We start from the raw sequence: 18,357 nt of genomic DNA, 5'->3' as shown, positions 1-18,357 counted from the left end.
CCTTGCAGCCAGGTGTTTAATTAGGCATAACATGCGATGGGCGGGCGGTATTTATCATTTATTCTGTGGAATATCATTGAAGCTTCGCATGTTTAATACCACCTAAGTGATTATTATTTGCGAGTAAAGTAACCTTAATTAATTGACCTACTTCCCAATACAAAAACTAGAAAAAATACGCCCTAATAAATCATCCGAAGAAAATTCACCAGTAATTTCACACAAAACTTGATGTGCAAGTCGTAAATCTTCAGCTAATAATTCTCCTGCACGGTGTTCTGATAATTGTTGCTGGCCGGTAACTAATAAGTTTTTGGCATCGTCTAAAGCTTGTAAATGACGTCTTCGCGCCAAAAACTTCCCTTCAGTAGGCTGGTAACCCACCACATCTTTAATTACCTGCTTTAAGCCATTAATACCTAATGCCGATTTGGCCGAAAGATAAACCTCTTGTTCCTGTACTTGGGGCGGATGATTAACCGTATCTATCTTATTAAACACAGTAATAATGGGCACGTCAGGAGGTAGCGCTAACTTAATTTCTTTCGTTAAGATATGATGATGCTCTGGATCATTAATATCAACAACCAAAAGCACACAATCAGCTTGTTTTAGCTCTTGCCAAGCACGTTTGATCCCTTCCTTTTCTACCACATCATCAGACTCACGCAAACCAGCAGTATCAATAATGTGAATGGGAATGTCATCCAATAAAATATGTTCTCGCATGACATCACGGGTGGTGCCTGCGATCTCAGTTACAATGGCTATATCCCGACCTGCTAAACAATTAATTAAGGTTGACTTACCGGCATTGGGTCTACCGGCAATAACCATGGATAATCCTTCGCGTAACATAACCCCTTGATTAGCTTGGGCACGGATGGCATTGAGCTCATCTAAAATATTTTGTAATAAGCCAGAAACTTTTCCATCGTTAAGAAAATCAATTTCTTCTTCAGGAAAATCAATTGCCGCCTCAACATATAGGCGTAAATAAATAAGCTGCTCATTAAGCTGATTGATTTTCGTGGAAAATTCGCCTTGTAAGGATTTCAACGCCATACGGGCAGCAGTTTGCGAGCTGGCCTGGATTAAGTCGGCAATCGCTTCTGCCTGGGTTAAATCAATTTTGTCATTGAGAAAAGCACGCTCAGAAAATTCCCCAGGGCGCGCCAGTCGCGCACCAGCGTTAATGCTTGCTTTCGTTAGCATATCCAATACAACAGGAGAACCATGTGCCTGGATCTCAACTACATCTTCACCGGTAAAGGAATGTGGAGCTTTAAAATAAAGCATTAAGCCTTGATCAACCAGATTGTTCTCGGCATAGAAAGAACTGAAAGTAGCTAATCGTGGAGGTAATTCTTTGTTGCCATTAATGGTCATGGCAATAGAGTAGGCATTGGGACCTGATAAGCGGATGATGCCTACCCCACCTCGCCCTGGTGGGGTAGCTATGGCTACGATTGTATCAGTACTCATTTATTTTGCAGTAGCCACGACTTTCTTTTTAGCTGGTGCATCATCGGCATACTTCCGGGTAATGTACCATTGTTGCAGAATTGACAAGGTGTTGTTGACAATCCAGTACAGTACCAAGCCTGAAGGGAAGTTCCAGAATAAGCCAGTAAAGAGTATCGGTAAAAACATCATTACTTTAGCTTGCATTGGATCGGGTGGCGCTGGGTTAAGTTTTTGCTGAATAAGCATGGTCGCACCCATAATCAATGGCAACACATGGTAAGGATCAGCCGCTGCCAAGTCCTTTATCCAGAAAATAAATGGAGCTTGTCTTAACTCAACGCTTTCTAATAAAACCCAATATAAGGCAATAAACACTGGGATTTGAATAAGGATTGGTAAGCAACCACCTAATGGATTTACTTTTTCTTGCTTATAAAGCTCCATAGTTGCTTGACTGATCTTGGCTTTATCATCGCCATAACGCTCACGTAATGCTTGCAGTTTAGGTTGTAGCTTACGCATACCGGCCATTGATTTATAACTGGTTGCCGAAAGCCGATAAAAGGCTAACTTAATCAGTACAGTAACCAGAACAATAGACCAACCCCAGTTCCCTACCACATTATAAATAGCCTTCATTAACGAAAATAACAGGGTAGAAACAAACCACAGGATTCCATAATCCACAGTTAAATCGAGAGATGGAGCAATGTTTTTAAGTACACTGGTAATTTCCGGACCTACGTATAATTGCGCGGAAACTGTTTTTTGCTCTTGTGGTTTAATAACAATTGGCTGGCTCACTGCACCAATTGTGTAGTCATTATTTACCGCACGAGTATAAAATTTATTTTCGCTGTCCGCTTGAGGAATCCAGGCAGTTAAAAAGTAATGCTGTTGCATCGCAACCCAACCACCTTTACTGTCTACATCCAGATTAGCTTTGTTCATATCACCAAAACTAACTTTTTGAAAGCGATGTTTACCAGGTTCAGAATAAGAAGCCCCCGTATAGGAACCTACTTGGAACATACTTGGCTTATCTTCTTTAGGAGAGCTGCGTACGAGCTGGGTGTTCATATACCCTTTCCACTCATTAGCACCCTGGTTAGCAATTTTATATTTTACATCAATAAGATAGCTACCCTTCGTAAAAATTAACTCTTTACTTACCGTTAAGCCATCTTCTGTTTTGCCATTTAAAGTAACTACTAACTGTTTTTGGTCAGGAGTTAATTCATAGTGCGTTTTGTCTGTGGTAAAGCCTAAATTCAGGGCTTTCACACCTTGCGCAGAAGGAACTAATAGACCGCTGTTGGCAACATAACGTTCATTTCCTTGATTTTGTAACAATGAAAATGGCTTATTTTTTTCATCTACATTTAAAGGATAATCCAGTAATTGGCCGGAAACGACATCACCTTGCTGTAAATCAATTGCCACATTTAACACATCAGTTTTAACATCAACTAAAGATGCAGGCTGAGTGCTTGTTTGCTCAGGTGAAGGAGTTAAAGGCGTTGATTCCGTACTGTTGCCTGTAGCACTGACTTGTGGCAATAGAGGCTCAGCAGTGTTTTTTTGCGTAACCGTATTTTCTACTGGTTTTGGTGGGTAATCTGTTTGCCAAGCATTCCAGAGTGATAAACTAACTAGCGCTAGCGCCATATATGAAATAATACGTCGTATATCCATCAAAGCTTCTCATCGTTAGGGAGTACGGGATCATAACCACCTTGTGCCCAAGGGTGGCAGCGTAATACTCTTTTTAAAGCCATCCACAAGCCTTTGGTTATGCCACATTGCTTAATGGCACGTTCCGCATATTGCGAACAACTAGGATAATAGCGACAAGAGGGTTTTAGCAAGGGACTAATCAAATACTGATACAATTTAATTGGTAAACAAATTATCTGCCGAAGCAGGAGGTTAATTTTTCCCATGATTTGCCCAATCTGGTGTTGATGTTTGAGTTAGCTTGCTTTGCGACACCTTGTCTGGCTAAAAAAATCATATCAACGGCAGGTAAATCCCTTTGCCGAAAGCTTTCTCTTATTATCCGCTTAATACGATTTCGATCATGAGCCTTTGCTATCATTTTCTTCGACAGCGCCAGCCCAAGCCGGGCATAACCTAAGTTATTTTCTCTAAAGAGAATAATAAATTCGGATGTAACTATTTTTTTTGCTTGTTCAAACACACGATCATAATCTTTTTTGATTAATAATCGTTGTGCTTTTTTAAAGGCAAACACTTAGGCTGTCAAACGCTTACGGCCTTTAGCACGACGACGTTTAATTACTAATCTGCCTGCACGAGTAGCCATACGCTCACGAAAACCATGATCGCGTTTACGCTTTAAGTTACTTGGTTGAAAGGTGCGTTTCATGATGAACCTGTTAATAAAATTATGAGGCTGGCAATGATAGAGAACTTTTTTTCTACTGTCAATTTAGATGATTGATTATTTTTTGCTTATCGAGGATAAATTGCTAGTTTTTTTGAGTTATACACCGATGTTAATAAAAATATAATTCTTTCTTTTTAAAAACTTATGTTTGTTATATAGAGCCTAACCTTCTGTTGATAACTTTTATTTTTTAAGATTATTCAATAATTTAGATATCTTTACTCCTTGTTTATAAATTATATTTAAGCTTGTGATCTGTTTGTTGTTTTTTTTAAAGATTTATTTATCCCCGTTTTTATTTGCAACTTATACTCGTTATTTGCTCTGAGTTATTCATAGCTTAATTGATTCAACTTGCGTGCGAAAATAACAATGAGATTGCCCTTTAGTTAAAATTTAAGGGTGAGTAGACAAATTTTTGCCTTTTAGGTTGTGCTACCTATATAAAGCTACAAGAGAATCAACAGGCGTATATTTTTGCAGCTAGTCTAGCGAAGGGATTGAAGGGATGCATTTAAATATATTTGCATAAGTTTTGTATGATGGGGTTTTAGCCTTTGTTAGAAAATACTAATTACTTTGGGTTTGATACGTTTTTATGTGAAACATTGATTACTGCGTTAAACAGCGACAAGCTCTGTCTGTTTAAGCGCAGTTTTGTTACTGCTAAATATAATAATATTTCTTTTTATTTAAAACCTTATGTTTATTATATACTTGGATTTTTCTGTGCATAACTTTTTAAATTAGTTTAAATACATTAACTTATGCTTTGTTTAAAGCTGTTTGTAAATCCAGTTTAAGCCTGTGATCTAAGTGTAAATATTCTTTGCTGTGGTTGATATACCCAAGTTTATATGCCGTTTATCCCTAATCTGTATACTGATTTATCCATAGCTTGTTATTGGCTTAATTTATTCAGTATTGAGTAATTTTCGTAGAATTTGATTTCCTATCTGTGTGGCATTTGCTTTTGCTTTATTGGTTAATACCACCACGCCGAGTTTTTGGGCGGGGGAAAAGCCAATAAAGGTACTAAAGCCTTGGTTGCCTCCATTTTTAGTAATTAAAAGTCCTTGCTTTGTTTGGATACGTTGCCAACCTAAACCCATAACAAACCTGGGATTGACTACAAAATGAGGCTGTTGGGCAAATTGCATTGCGGATAATAGTTGCGGAGTAGCCTGCTCAACCTTTATTCCTAAATTAGCTTTCATAAATTTTAATAAATCGGCCGCTGATGAACGTAACGCGCCGCCACCCAAAAAGTTAACCGGAATATAATGTGGGGCTGGCGTTGCATTTGGATGATAGCCTTGGGCTTGGAGAGCCATTTTATCTGGGGGTAAGGTGAAATAGGTATTATTCATTCCTAATGGTTGCGTTATTTGTTCGCGTAATTGGCGTGCTAATGGTTCACCGGTTGCGTGTACTAAAACATTGCCTAATAATCCAAAGCTCACATTAGAATATTTATATTGGCTGCCGATCGCAACGCTAGGTTGCCAGGTTTTTAAGCGATTAAAAAAAGCCTTTATATTGCCTTTATTAACGCCAAATTGCTCCATTTGTCGAGGAAAGCTGGCGGTGTGCGTTGCTAAATTGATTACTTCCACCTTATCAATAGGGAGATTAGTGGTATTTGCGAGTGCAGGTATGTATTTAACCACTGGATCCCTTAATTTTAGGGTACCGGCATTAACCTCATAAGCAAGTAAGGTAGTAACGAATATTTTAGTGATCGAGGCAAGTTCAAAGATAGTATTTTGATTAACTGGGAGCTTTTTCTCGCTATCTGCGTACCCGAAATTAAAATAATAGTCTTGCCCTTTATAATATATGGCTATTGCCATGCCGGGAATCTGCTGTTTTACAATAAAAGGCTCGGCCGTTTTGCTTATTAATTGCTTCAGAGGCTTATTTTCTGCATAGGTAAGAGGGCTGAGCGCTATAAGCAGTAAACAAGAACAGAGGAGACGGCTTATTAAGTTAATTGATATCATCAGAATCATCCTTAAAAGGTTGGTGGATTACACCTCAAATTTCGGGGAGATATAACGAAATAGCGCCGGGAAAAAGCGTGCTATAAATGCGCCAAAACGTTCTTTAAAGCCTGCAATAACCACTACAGGTTTTTTATGGTTAATGGCATGCACGATTTTTTTCGCGCAAAGGGCAGGCTTTATTCCCCGTTCATGGCTTTTGTCCATTTTCCCAAAGGGCGCTCCACTAGCTAATAACGAATTTTGTGTAATGTTTGTATTGATAAAACCTGGGTAAATGAGGGTTATATAGATATTAGTGTTTGCTAATTCATTACGAAGGCTTTCAAAATAACCTCTGAGCGCATGTTTGCTGGCGCTATAGGCTGAGCGAGTTTGAATTCCATAAAGGCCGAGCATGCTGGATACAACCGCGATCTGTCCGCTTCCTCGTTGCAGCATTTTTTTTAATACAGGGCGAGTTAGAGCTACTGCACCAAAAAAATTGACGTCCATTATTTTTTTATCTAGCTTCAAAGCTGAATCGACCACAAGATAACGTTGGGAGAGTCCGGCATTATTAATAAGCAGATCGATCGGACCATGTTCTTCCCAAACGCTAAGTGCCTGACTTGCTAATTCTTGGTGATGCTCTAGGTTAAGAGGGACTACGCGGTGTTTTTCTGAGTCTACACAGGCGTTTTTTACCCGCTCTAATGCGGCTTGATTTCTTGCAGAGAGAATAAGCCGGGCTCCAGAACGGGCAAGTTCATAGGCTAATGCTTCACCAATTCCTGAAGAAGCTCCTGTTATCCATACCGTTTTATTATTTAGACTCATGCTTCCTCTCGCTAAATATCCCTAAAAATGATCAAATAAATTTTCTCGGCTTATCAAGTCAGTTATAGCTTATTCCTCCTTTTTGAGCAAATAATGTACTTCTAACCAATAGTGGATAAGTGGGGAATTATTGAGCTTGCGTTTCGCGCGTATGTGTTTTTTATTCACATGCTAGTAAAGATAGTTGCTATATTGTATGCTTTTTGGACGATAAAAGCTTTTTATTTGTGGATAACTTTGCCTTTAGCCTAAAGGCTGAGTATAATTGCCCCCTCGCTGTTTAGAGTAAGTTGTGGTTGTTTCGCTTTAAATTTCATGCTTAGATTATCTTGTTGCCCTGCACCTACTCAGTGGCAGTGTTTGTATTCATGGATAATTAGGTTCTGTCGGTAAATGCCTTAAAATCTTTATGGAGCAGTATCAGGGGTCGCAAATAGGTTGGGACATGCTGTAGGTATTCTTTATTTATTTAAAGACCATAGACCTTATTTAAATTCGATTTTCAGGTTTTATTTATTTTTACCTTCTTCTTTAGATGAGGAGTTGTTTTGTGTCAGCAGCAGTTTGGCAAAAATGTTTAGGTTTGCTGCAGGATGAATATTCTGCCCAGCAATTTAATACTTGGTTACGTCCCTTACAGGCACATACTGAGGAACAACGTTTGGTATTATTAGCCCCTAACCGTTTTGTTGTTGATTGGGTAAAGAAGCATTTTTTCTCTCGTATAGAAGAATTAATTAAACAGTTTAGTGGTGATGAAATTAAATCAATTTCTATTGAAATTGGTAGTAAAACTTCTATTAGTACCGATTCCGGCACCACAACAGCTAGCGCTGGTGATAATAAAGCGGTAACTGCTACGGAAACTTTAGTTACCAAAAGTACCCCTAAAAAGGCGGTAGACTACAAAAGTAGCCATTTAAATAAGAAGTTCTTATTTGAAAGTTTTGTCGAAGGAAACTCAAACCAATTAGCGCGTGCCGCATCCATGCAGGTCGCCGAACGCCCAGGCGATGCGTATAACCCTTTATTTATTTATGGCGGTGTTGGCCTGGGGAAAACCCATTTAATGCATGCTATTGGTAATGAAATTCTTAGAAATAATCCCGATGCGAAAATCCTGTACTTGCATTCGGAGCGCTTTGTGGCGGATATGGTGAAGGCATTGCAAACCAATTCAATCAATGAGTTTAAACGTTTTTATCGCTCGTTAAATGCCTTGCTTATTGACGATATTCAATTCTTTGCCGGCAAAGACCGCTCTCAAGAAGAATTTTTCCATACGTTCAATGCCTTATTAGAAGGCCAACAACAAATTATCTTAACCAGCGATCGTTATCCCAAAGAGATTGAAGGGATGGAGGAGCGGTTAAAATCTCGTTTTGGTTGGGGATTAACGGTTGCGGTGGAGCCTCCTGAATTAGAAACGCGGGTTGCGATTTTAATTAGTAAGGCGGAGCAATCGAATATTGAATTGCCTTATGAAGTGGCATTTTTTATTGCGAAACGTATTCGTTCGAACGTACGTGAACTTGAAGGAGCACTACGGCGGGTTATTGCTAATGCGCATTTCACTGGTAAGCCCATTACCATTGAGTTTGTTCATGAGGCATTACGTGATTTATTGGCGCTACAAGATAAATTAGTGACTATTGAAAACATTCAAAAAACAGTAGCTGAGTATTATAAGGTCAAAGTGGCTGATATATTGTCGAAGCGCCGTAGTCGTTCTATTGCTAGACCGAGACAAATGGCAATGGCTTTAGCTAAAGAATTAACAAATCATAGCTTACCTGAAATTGGTGATCATTTTGGTGGCCGCGATCATACTACAGTAATTCATGCATGTAGGAAGGTTAAAGAACTGATTCAGGATGATAGTGATTTTGCTGAAGATTATAAAAACTTAATGCGCATCTTATCTTCTTAAAAATAGGAGCTTGTGGTGTTTGAATTTGCGATAAAAAAGGAAGATTTGCTTACCCCTTTGCTTACCGTTGCTGGAGCTGTCGATAAAAAGCAATCTTTAGCCATACTGTCTAACTTTTTATTTAAATTGGCCGATGGGCAACTATCGATTACAGCTACTGATTTAGAAATAGAAATTTCTGCTCAAGTTCCTTGTGAGTCGGAGCAAACAGCCGGTTCAATTACCGTTCCGGCAAAAAAGTTTATTGATATTATTCGCTCTTTGGATGATCAGGCTAGTCCTCATTTACGAGTAGATAATGGCATTTTAACGATTAAGCAAGGTCGTAGTTCATTTAAACTGACCACTTTGCCTGCTGATGGTTATCCTTTGAGTGAGGATGAGTGTAACGAAGTTGAATTAAGTATTCCTCGTTTGGTGTTGTTGCAATTATTACAATCAACTCATTTTGCTATGTCCCAGCAAGATGTGCGGGTTTTCCTCAATGGTTTGTTTTTAGATTTTGAGCCTAATCTGATTTCTGCAGTCGCAACGGATGGGCATCGTATGGCTATTTGTCGCCATCAATGTGAAAACAGTAGTGATAAAAAATTATTAATTCCCAAAAAAGGTATTCAAGAATTATTACGCCTTTTAAATGGAATTGATGATGAACAGGTTTTGCTTGCTGCAGGTAAGTCGCATTTTAAATTGGTAACGAAGCAATTTGTTTTTTTGTCCAAATTAATAGAGGCGCGTTTTCCCCCTTATGCGAAAGCAATCCCGCGCAATCAAGACAAACAAATTATTATTGATTGTGCCGTGCTAAAACGGGCTTTATCGCGAATTGTTATTTTGGCCCATGAGAAATCTAAGGCGGTGATGTTGCATTTACAACCAGGTCTATTGACGCTCATTGCTAATAATAATGAACAAGAAGAAGCGGTTGAATCCTTGGTTGCAGAAACTCAGGGTGAAGAGTTAAAAATTGGCTTAAATGCTACTTATCTATTGGATGTCCTTTCTCACTTTGGTGAGGGACAAATTCGTCTGTCTTTATCGCACATGGACAGTAGTATTTTAATTGAGTCTTTAGAAAATGAGCATTATCAATATATTATTATGCCAATGAAAATATGATCCTTTCTGAATTAAAAATTCACCATTTACGTAACCTATCTTCAATCAAATTGCCATTACACCCTAGATTTAATTTTATTTCTGGGGCTAATGGCAGTGGCAAAACCTCCATCCTCGAAGCCCTTTACCTCTTAAGTTGTGGGCATTCTTTCCGCTCACGAGAAATTGCTCCAATTATTCAGCAAGGTCAATCTACTTTTACTGTTTTTGCGCGTGGCACAGAACAAGAAACCATCAGTATTCAAAAGTCTTCCGCTCAACCTACGCAGATTAAATTGAATAATCAATTTTGCTCCAGCACCAGCCAATTAGCTTATGCAGTACCCTGTCAAATTTTTTATTCAGATATTTTTCAAATTATTGATGCCGGTCCTGCGGTGCGTCGCAGTGTCTTGGATTGGGGACTGTTTCACGTGAAACCTAATTATCTTGGCTTGCTAAAAGATTATAAGAAAGTATTGAAACAGCGTAATGCCTTATTGAAAAAACATGCTCCATATACGCATTTTGTCCCTTGGGATAACCAGCTTAGCGAATTGGCCTTGCAATTAGATTTATTACGTAAAGAATATTTTGTTTTATGGGCTAAAGAGTTTACTCTAGTTTTGGCACAGCTCACTGATCTTGAATGTACATTAAATTATTTTAGAGGTTGGGATAAAAAAAATACCGGTAAGAATCTGCAACAAGTGCTGGAAGAACATTTTGAGAGTGATAAGCATAAACAATACACCCAATACGGTGCGCACCAAGCGGATGTTATTATTGAAAGTAATTTAAATAAAGCGAAGCAATTTCTTTCACGCGGGCAGCAGAAAATCATTTTAATTGCATTGAAGCTAGCGCAAGCGAATTTAGTTACACAAGATTGTTTGTATTTGCTGGATGACTTACCCGCAGAGCTTGATGAAGTGCATCAAAGAAAGTTATTGTCGTATTTAGCTTCGCGCAAAGGTCAGTATGTGATTACTACTAATACCAGTGCGGAATTTTTACGTTCTTGTACGCCTGAAACAGGTTTATGTTATCGGCTTAGCCATGGACTTGTTGAACCCTCAGATGTTTCACGTGAAACATTCGATTAAATTGTATCGCGCAAAGCTATAGCGCCTAAAGATTCTTGCTTGTTAGCAACCCGATTATAATAACTAATATAAATCTGTAACGTCAGGATATAATTTTCACTAGCAGGCGAAAAGCCTTTAAAAATGTTCCACGTGGAACATTTCAGCTTATCTATACTTTATCGCACTAGTAAGCCAAATACATGCAAAATACAAGCAAAATATGCTATCATAGAGCTAATTTTAAATGGTGTACTAAGGGTTTAAGAGGACCTTCTAATGAGCGTTGATGCCAGTTATGATTCAAGTAATATTAAAGTCCTAAAAGGGTTAGATGCAGTAAGAAAAAGACCAGGAATGTATATCGGTGATACAGATGATGGTACTGGTTTGCATCATATGGTTTTTGAGGTAGTAGATAACTCTATTGATGAGGCGTTGGCAGGTTATTGTAAAGAGATTTTTGTCACAATCCATTCTGATGAATCCGTTACAGTAAAAGACGATGGGCGTGGAATTCCAGTAGATATTCATAAGGAAGAGGGGCGTTCAGCTGCAGAAGTTATTTTAACAATTCTTCATGCCGGCGGTAAATTTGATGATAACTCATACAAAGTTTCTGGTGGATTACATGGCGTGGGAGTTTCGGTAGTAAATGCTTTATCCGAAGAACTCCATTTAACTGTGCGTCGTCATGGCAAAATTCATGAGCAACATTATCGTAATGGGGTGCCTGATGCGCCGATAGCCATAACAGGCGATGCTACGAATACCGGTACGCAAATCTGGTTTAAACCCAGTGCAGAAACTTTCTCCAATATTGAATTCCATTATGATATTTTAGCGAAGCGTTTGCGCGAATTATCTTATCTAAACTCTGGTGTATGCATTCACTTATTTGACGAGCGCTCACAAAGACAAGATACCTTCCATTATGAAGGAGGAATTCAGGCTTTTGTGGAGCATTTAAATAAAAATAAGACCGTAATTACTCCCGTTGTTTTTTCTATGACTGCTGAAAAAGACAATATTACGGTTGAATTATCAATGCAGTGGAATGATTCCTATCAAGAAACCCTTTATTGCTTTACCAATAACATTCCTCAGCGTGATGGGGGAACGCATATGGCCGGTTTTAGAGCCGCCTTGACTCGAACTTTAAATAATTATATTGAAGCAGAAGGTTATGCTAAAAAAGCTAAAGTTTCACCCACAGGTGATGATGCACGTGAAGGTTTAACTGCAGTATTATCGGTAAAAGTGCCGGATCCTAAGTTTTCTTCACAAACTAAAGACAAGTTAGTTTCTTCTGAAGTGAAGTCTGTAGTTGAATCCAGTGTTTCAGAAAAATTTAATGATTTCCTTTTAGAGAACCCTGCAATTGCCAAAGCGATTGTGGGTAAAATTATTGATGCGGCTAGAGCGCGTGAAGCTGCGCGTCGCGCACGCGAAATGACTCGCCGTAAAGGGGCTTTGGATATTGCTGGCTTGCCAGGAAAATTGGCAGATTGTCAGGAAAAAGACCCTGCTTTATCTGAACTTTACCTAGTGGAGGGGGATTCTGCGGGTGGTTCTGCAAAACAAGGGCGTGATCGTAAGTTCCAGGCTATTTTGCCGCTTAAAGGTAAGATTCTAAACGTAGAGAAAGCACGTTTTGATAAAATGCTTGCCTCTCAAGAGGTGGCTACCTTAATTACCGCTCTGGGTTGTGGGATTGGGCCTGATGAATATGACCCAGATAAAGTACGTTACCACCGCATTATCATCATGACCGATGCGGACGTCGATGGATCCCACATTCGTACGCTCCTGCTTACGTTTTTCTATAGACAAACCCCTGAGCTATTAGAGCGTGGTTACATTTATATTGCTCAGCCGCCTCTGTATAAAGTAAAACGTGGAAAGCAAGAGCAGTATGTGAAAGACGATGAAGCTTTATTTGATTACCTAACGCAGAGTGCTTTAGATTCGGCAGCATTTTATCCGTCAAAAGACGTGCCTCCGATTATGGCAGTCGCTTTAGAAGAGTTAGTACTGCAATTCAGACGCGTTGAAAAAATTATTAAGCGTTATAAGCGCAGATATCCTAGTGACATTTTGAAACGAGTTTCTTATCTTCCCGTGTTGCATAATGAAGATTTTAATCAGGAAGAAAAAATAGCAAGTTGGTGTAAACAATTACATCTTGGTTTGCAACAGCTTGATAATAAAACGGAACATTATCAAGTAGATGCTTATGCCTTACCGGACAGCAATTTATTTGTGCCAAGAATTACTATGACGCAACATGGTATGGCTCATCATATTATAATGAATGCTGAGTTCTTCTATTCTAAAGACTATAAAGAAATGGTGGCCTTAGGTTCTAAATTAGCGAGTTTGGTGGAAGAGGGAGCTTTTGTTAAGCGCGGCGAGAAAGAGCAAGCGGTAGAAAGCTTCGAACAGGCATTAGATTGGCTAATGGATGAGGCGAAAAGAGGTCAAACCATCCAGCGTTATAAAGGTCTTGGTGAGATGAATGCGGATCAGTTGTGGGAAACTACCATGGATCCAGACGTACGACGTATGCTGCAAGTGAGTATTGAAGACGCCGTAGCTACCGATGCAATCTTTACCACATTAATGGGTGATAATGTTGAACCACGAAGAGACTTCATTGAAATGAATGCCTTAGAGGCAGAAAATATTGATGTGTAGTTAGTGGTGTAGCCCGGTTACAATGGGGCCTATTTAAAGTATTTCTACGTCAGTTTAGAAGAAACCTTTCTCCCGCGCCTAACAGTATTGTTATTCGAATTTCCTCTGCGGGAGAGGGTTCGCTAAGTGTGCCATTAGGTGCTTGGAATGGGCTTTGCTATTACAAAAGTAAAAAATACCAAGAGATTACCCCCTACTGTTAAAAAAAATATACTAAACTAATAGAAAAACAGAAACATATTAACAAGTTAAGGGTGGTGTTTATGGATTTCACCGGTTCAGCACAGTCTGATGTGCTTATGGCTATTTATAATGCGCATATTTTTTCCGGCATAGGGATTGTGGAACAAAAAATGCTGGCAGATAAAAGTATTGTCACTCGTTGTGGTGCAGAAGAAATCATCATCGAGCAGGGCGAAATAGGGGATAAGCTTTATATCGTTATTGAAGGGCAGATGCTGGTTTCAGTAAAGGATATAAATGTGGGGCGCAGGCGAATTAACACCCTGGGTCCGGGAGATGTATTCGGGGAAATCGCTATATTAAGACGTATCCCAAGAACGGCGCGTGTAAGTACACTTACCCCATGTAAATTTCTGTCAATTAACGCACATGACTTTTTTGATGCTTATCAATATTTTCCGCCTAAAGCACGTGATAACATTCAGCTTGTTATTGCAAAACGTTTGGCACAACTGGGTTCGCATGCGCGGTAAGAAAAAGGGCGGGGGTAAAAGAACAGTGCTGCCTCCGTGCAGCGAAGTACAATCCATGTACTTGTCCCTTTAATTTTGACATCCTGTCAGACATATCCATGTCATCCCTTTGAGTTTTAAGTATAACCTGTATATGGTTATTGTCATTGGGCCGATGGAGCAGCGCAATGTAAGATATTTCTCAAAGAGTAGGGGATATTGTCTTGTCTTTTTTATGGGGCACATAGAGTTTGTGCCCCATTCAGCAGGTCCTTCGTCGTAAACTACTCAGGGTGAGGTCCTTTGAACGCTTGCTATACGGATTTTGGTTGCTGTTGCGTAATGCAGTGAATACCCCCGCCGCCAGCAAATACATCTAAAGCATCGATTTGGCTTATATGATAATTTGGATAGAGCTTAGTAAATAACTCATATGCAGCTTTATCTTGCGCTTCATAGCCAAAAGCAGGCATCACAATGCCTTTATTGGCTAAATAAAAGTTAATATAGGATAGGGTCAGCCGTTCCCCATGCATGTAGGTTGCGGGTGGTTGTTCAACCGTATACACTTCTAATTTTCTTCCTTGTGCATCCGTGGCTGCGTTAAGAATTTCCAGGTTTTCATGCAAGGTCGCATAGTTAGGATCTTCTTTATCCTCAGTGATTAAGCACAGTACTTTGCCAGGTGCTATGAAGCAGGCAATTTCATCTATATGGCCGTCGGTTTCATCACCTAATAAGCCCTTGTTTAACCAAATAATTTTCTGGCAACCAAGAAAATCAAATAAATACTGCTCTATTTCCTGCTGGCTTAATTGTGGGTTACGATTGGCGTTAAGCAAGCATTCACGACTGGTTAAAATAGTGCCTTCACCATCAACGTGAAAAGAGCCTCCTTCCATTACCAAGGGTGCAGAAAAAGATAAGGCCTTGGTTTTTTCAATGATGGCTGCGGAAATTTTATTATCTAAAGCACAATCTGCGTAATTTCCACCCCAGGCATTATGAATCCAATTAACCCCTGCTAATTTTTGTTCCTTATTTAACAAAAAAGTTGGTCCTGTATCGCGAGTCCAAGAGTCATTAATCGGCAAGGATTGAATGCTAATCTTCTCTCCGCAAAGCTCTTTAGCTAAATCTTCATCACCTGGATTGACCAGCATAATTACCGGCTCATATTGGGCGATGGAGTTAGCAACCAGCGCGTAGGCTCGGCGTGCTTTATCCAGGCCAATTTTAGACCAAGTCTCTAGGTGACAAGGCCAAGCCATCCAGCATCGTTCATGTGGGTGCCATTCTGCGGGCATGAAAAAACCACTTTGTTTTGGTGTCATTATTTATTACTCCGTATGCTCAGCGTCAAGATAGGTTAGTTGAGAAAAAACGCTTCTTAATTCATTCAAATAAAATAAGATTTTTTCTCGGGATAACCCGGCTTGGATAAGTTGTTTCTCATAAGATTGACTCAATTTTTTGGTATCAAAATGAGCCAAATTCAAAACGTTAGTGACCGTATCCCCACTGACTAAATCATTTAACTCAAAGCTACCATCATCAAAAAGCTCCACATCTAAGGAGTTGGTATCACCAAATAAATTATGTAGATTACCTAAGATTTCCTGATAGGCACCCACCAGGAAAAATCCTAGCGCATAGGGATTAGTACTGTCATAAGGAGGTAGCATTAGAGTCGAGTTTACGCGTGAACTGCCTAAATACTCCTTAATGGTACCATCTGAGTCACAGGTTAAATCTTGTAAAATACAGTGCATTTCGGGCGGGACATCCAGTTGCGAAATCGGTGCAATGGGGAATATTTGCCCAATAGCCCAGGCATCAGGAATGGATTGGAAAAAAGAAATATTACAAAATATTTTGACTGCCAGATCCTCATTTATTTTTAATAATAAAGCTTGCTCACTAGGGTTATCTTCCGCTAAGCGTTCTTTAAGTTCCATGCAGATATTAGTGTAAAAAGATTCAACCTTAGCCTTCTCTTGTAAGCTAATTACCCCATGTTTAAATAAAGAGTGTGCTTCGTGCAGTGAATGTACGGCATAGTTATAGATTTCGATAGGTGAGCTGTTTGTGATGGCCTGATAAGTATCATAAATATCACGAATCACATGCGAGTCTTCTTCATCTACACCAGGTAGCACCGGGGATTTATCAATTCGTTCTATATCAGAAATATCCGCAATAACTACCGCATGGTGCGCAGTCAAGGCACGACCTGATTCTGAGATAATGTTGGGCTCGGGAATTTTCGCATCCTGGCATAAGTGTTTAATTGCCAGCAGAATGTGGGTGGCATATTCATTGAGGTTGTAATTCATCGAACAACCTTTATTTGCACGTGTTCCCTCATAGTCCACGCTAAGCCCGCCTCCCACATCAATCGTATTGATTGGCGCATTTAATTGGCGTAGTTCCACATAATAACGCGCTACTTCTTGCATGCAATGGCGAATATCATGAATATTGGCAATTTGCGAACCTAAGTGACAATGCATTAATTGCAAGCAATCCAGCATATTATGCGCTTTTAATTGGGAAATTAACTCCAGCACTTGCTTGGCATTAAGGCCAAATTTTGATTTGGAGCCGCCACTATTTTCCCATTTGCCAGCACTTTTGCTCACGAGGCGAATGCGTACCCCAAGGGTAGGTTTAATTTGTAAGCGTGCGGATTCTTTTAAGATAATATCGAGCTCAGATTTCTTTTCAATAACAATAAATACTTGATGTCCCATTTGCTGCGCGATTAAAGCAGTACGAATGTAGCTACTGTCTTTATAACCATTACAGACAATTGTGCTGGATTGGTTACTGAGCATGCCAATTACGGCCATCAGCTCAGGTTTGGAGCCTGCTTCCAAACCAATTGAGTTATTGGGCGATTTTAATAATTCTCGAACTACACTTTGCTCTTGGTTTACTTTAATGGGATAAACCAATTTATAAGAGCCCGCATAATCATTTTCGGCTATAGCATCAGCAAAGGCTTGATAGATACGATGTACGCGATCATGCAAAATATCAGTACAACGAATTAATAATGGCAAATGCAAGCCTGTTCGATGTGCGGCATCAACAATAGCTTGCAGTTCCACCCCCTTTTTACCAGGGGCCTGGCTTATTTCAATATTCCCTTTGGAATTGACGCTGAAGTATCCCTCACCCCAGTTTTCAATGTTGTATAAATTTGCCTCAATTAATGAATTGTTCATATATTTTGAAATTCCAAAAAAGATTAACGAACTTTAATGAGCTCGTGGTAAGTTTCCGGTTCACGCTGTTGAGCAAAAGGAAATAGGCGTCCCCATAATTCCCGTTGGCTGAAATCTAATTCCGCAACGAGTACCGCAGGTTGATTTCGTGGCGCTTGTGCTAAAATTTCTCCCATTGGTGTACTAATAAAGCTGCTGCCGTAAAATTCAAGATTATCTTCACAACCGATACGGTTAGTCGCGATAACAAAGGTATTACTCATAATTCCTTGCGCAATCATTACTTTCTGCCACATCGGTTGGCTGTCAAAACCAGGTGCGGTTGGTTCACCACCAATTGCAGTAGGGTAGGTTAAAATTTCAGCGCCTTTTAAACCATAAATACGGGAAAGCTCAGGGAACCATTGGTCATAACAGGTTGGCAAGCCCCAGCGATGTCCTGCTATTTCATGGACGGGATAATCTGAATCTCCTGGCTTAAAGTAAAAATCTTCATGGTATTTTTCGCCACTGGGAATGTGTTGTTTGCGCGTTATGGCAATAAGCTCTCCCTGATTATTGAATGCTACCGCTGTATTATAGCCAGCTTTTTCAAATAAGGAGGAAGTAATGGAAACCTTATAAGCTTTAGCGACTTTGCTAACGAATTGGGCAGTCCGGCCTGTATGAATATCTTCCATATAGGGTTTGCCATCAACATCCGAACGGGTACAAAAATAGGGGCTTAGGGTTAGCTCTTGCAGACAAACGACGGTTGCGCCTTGGTGTGCGGCAGCTTGAATTCCTGCTTCCAGCTGATCTTGGTGTTCTTTAGGATTCTCGTGCCATTTTTCTTGGACAAGTCCTACGGTTAATTTAGAGGCCATACAAATACTCCTAATATTACTGAGGTTATGGATCATATGAAGCCCTTACAATGTAAG

Annotated in this window: 15 protein-coding genes; 5 read left to right on the top strand and 10 right to left on the bottom strand. The window is 39.7% G+C overall.

What is annotated here, in order from left to right:
• Positions 1–147: 147 nt before the first annotated feature.
• The 7 genes from mnmE to BN3124_RS07705 all read right to left on the bottom strand — a co-directional run bounded on the left by mnmE (position 148) and on the right by BN3124_RS07705 (position 6,699).
• The gene (gene mnmE / locus BN3124_RS07735; RefSeq protein WP_058534224.1) at positions 148–1,485 is read right to left on the bottom strand and encodes a tRNA uridine-5-carboxymethylaminomethyl(34) synthesis GTPase MnmE; all 1,338 of its coding nucleotides are present in this window, start codon (positions 1,483–1,485) and stop codon (positions 148–150) included.
• Entirely contained in the window at positions 1,486–3,162 is a 1,677-nt protein-coding gene (gene yidC / locus BN3124_RS07730; RefSeq protein ID WP_058534223.1) for a membrane protein insertase YidC, read from the bottom strand.
• The gene (gene yidD / locus BN3124_RS07725) at positions 3,162–3,410 is read right to left on the bottom strand and encodes a membrane protein insertion efficiency factor YidD (protein WP_058534222.1); all 249 of its coding nucleotides are present in this window, start codon (positions 3,408–3,410) and stop codon (positions 3,162–3,164) included. Before yidD ends, yidC begins: the two co-directional genes overlap by 1 nt.
• Positions 3,377–3,721, bottom strand: coding sequence for a ribonuclease P protein component (gene rnpA, locus BN3124_RS07720; protein ID WP_058534221.1), 345 nt, complete (start codon positions 3,719–3,721; stop codon positions 3,377–3,379). The genes yidD and rnpA overlap by 34 nt, the downstream gene beginning before the upstream one ends.
• On the bottom strand, positions 3,722–3,856 hold the full coding sequence (gene rpmH / locus BN3124_RS07715) for a 50S ribosomal protein L34 (RefSeq protein WP_019232681.1): 135 nt from the start codon (positions 3,854–3,856) through the stop codon (positions 3,722–3,724).
• A 935-nt stretch (positions 3,857–4,791) separates the two neighbouring features.
• The gene (locus BN3124_RS07710) at positions 4,792–5,880 is read right to left on the bottom strand and encodes a serine hydrolase (RefSeq protein WP_058534220.1); all 1,089 of its coding nucleotides are present in this window, start codon (positions 5,878–5,880) and stop codon (positions 4,792–4,794) included.
• 27 nt (positions 5,881–5,907) lie between these two features.
• The gene (locus tag BN3124_RS07705; RefSeq protein ID WP_058534219.1) at positions 5,908–6,699 is read right to left on the bottom strand and encodes an SDR family oxidoreductase; all 792 of its coding nucleotides are present in this window, start codon (positions 6,697–6,699) and stop codon (positions 5,908–5,910) included.
• Positions 6,700–7,249: 550 nt separating this feature from the next.
• Here BN3124_RS07705 and dnaA point away from each other — a divergent pair.
• The 5 genes from dnaA to BN3124_RS07680 all read left to right on the top strand — a co-directional run bounded on the left by dnaA (position 7,250) and on the right by BN3124_RS07680 (position 14,225).
• Positions 7,250–8,629 (top strand): chromosomal replication initiator protein DnaA, encoded by a 1,380-nt coding sequence (dnaA, locus tag BN3124_RS07700; RefSeq protein WP_058534218.1) that lies wholly within the window; start codon positions 7,250–7,252, stop codon positions 8,627–8,629.
• 15 nt (positions 8,630–8,644) lie between these two features.
• Positions 8,645–9,748, top strand: coding sequence for a DNA polymerase III subunit beta (dnaN, locus tag BN3124_RS07695; RefSeq protein ID WP_058534217.1), 1,104 nt, complete (start codon positions 8,645–8,647; stop codon positions 9,746–9,748).
• Positions 9,745–10,833: a DNA replication/repair protein RecF gene (gene recF, locus BN3124_RS07690; RefSeq protein WP_058534216.1), complete on the top strand. Its 1,089-nt coding sequence runs from the start codon at positions 9,745–9,747 to the stop codon at positions 10,831–10,833. Before dnaN ends, recF begins: the two co-directional genes overlap by 4 nt.
• A gap of 258 nt (positions 10,834–11,091) precedes the next feature.
• Positions 11,092–13,509, top strand: coding sequence for a DNA topoisomerase (ATP-hydrolyzing) subunit B (gene gyrB / locus BN3124_RS07685; RefSeq protein ID WP_058534215.1), 2,418 nt, complete (start codon positions 11,092–11,094; stop codon positions 13,507–13,509).
• Between the two features lie 263 nt (positions 13,510–13,772).
• A complete protein-coding gene (locus tag BN3124_RS07680; protein ID WP_058534214.1) occupies positions 13,773–14,225 on the top strand; it encodes a cyclic nucleotide-binding domain-containing protein in 453 nt (150 codons plus the stop codon).
• Positions 14,226–14,518: 293 nt separating this feature from the next.
• Here BN3124_RS07680 and BN3124_RS07675 read toward each other — a convergent pair whose 3' ends face one another.
• From BN3124_RS07675 to BN3124_RS07665, 3 genes are read right to left on the bottom strand one after another with little or no spacing between them, the layout of a single operon-like run.
• On the bottom strand, positions 14,519–15,538 hold the full coding sequence (locus tag BN3124_RS07675; protein WP_058534213.1) for an agmatine deiminase family protein: 1,020 nt from the start codon (positions 15,536–15,538) through the stop codon (positions 14,519–14,521).
• Positions 15,539–15,544: 6 nt separating this feature from the next.
• Positions 15,545–17,434: a biosynthetic arginine decarboxylase gene (speA, locus tag BN3124_RS07670; protein WP_058534212.1), complete on the bottom strand. Its 1,890-nt coding sequence runs from the start codon at positions 17,432–17,434 to the stop codon at positions 15,545–15,547.
• A 23-nt stretch (positions 17,435–17,457) separates the two neighbouring features.
• A complete protein-coding gene (locus BN3124_RS07665; RefSeq protein WP_058534211.1) occupies positions 17,458–18,300 on the bottom strand; it encodes a carbon-nitrogen hydrolase in 843 nt (280 codons plus the stop codon).
• Positions 18,301–18,357: the final 57 nt, after the last annotated feature.

The sequence above is a fragment of the Legionella saoudiensis genome (assembly GCF_001465875.1).
In the GTDB taxonomy this organism is placed as follows: domain Bacteria; phylum Pseudomonadota; class Gammaproteobacteria; order Legionellales; family Legionellaceae; genus Legionella; species Legionella saoudiensis.
Note: the sequence above shows the minus strand (reverse complement) of the source record. Positions and strands in the feature narration are given on the sequence as shown.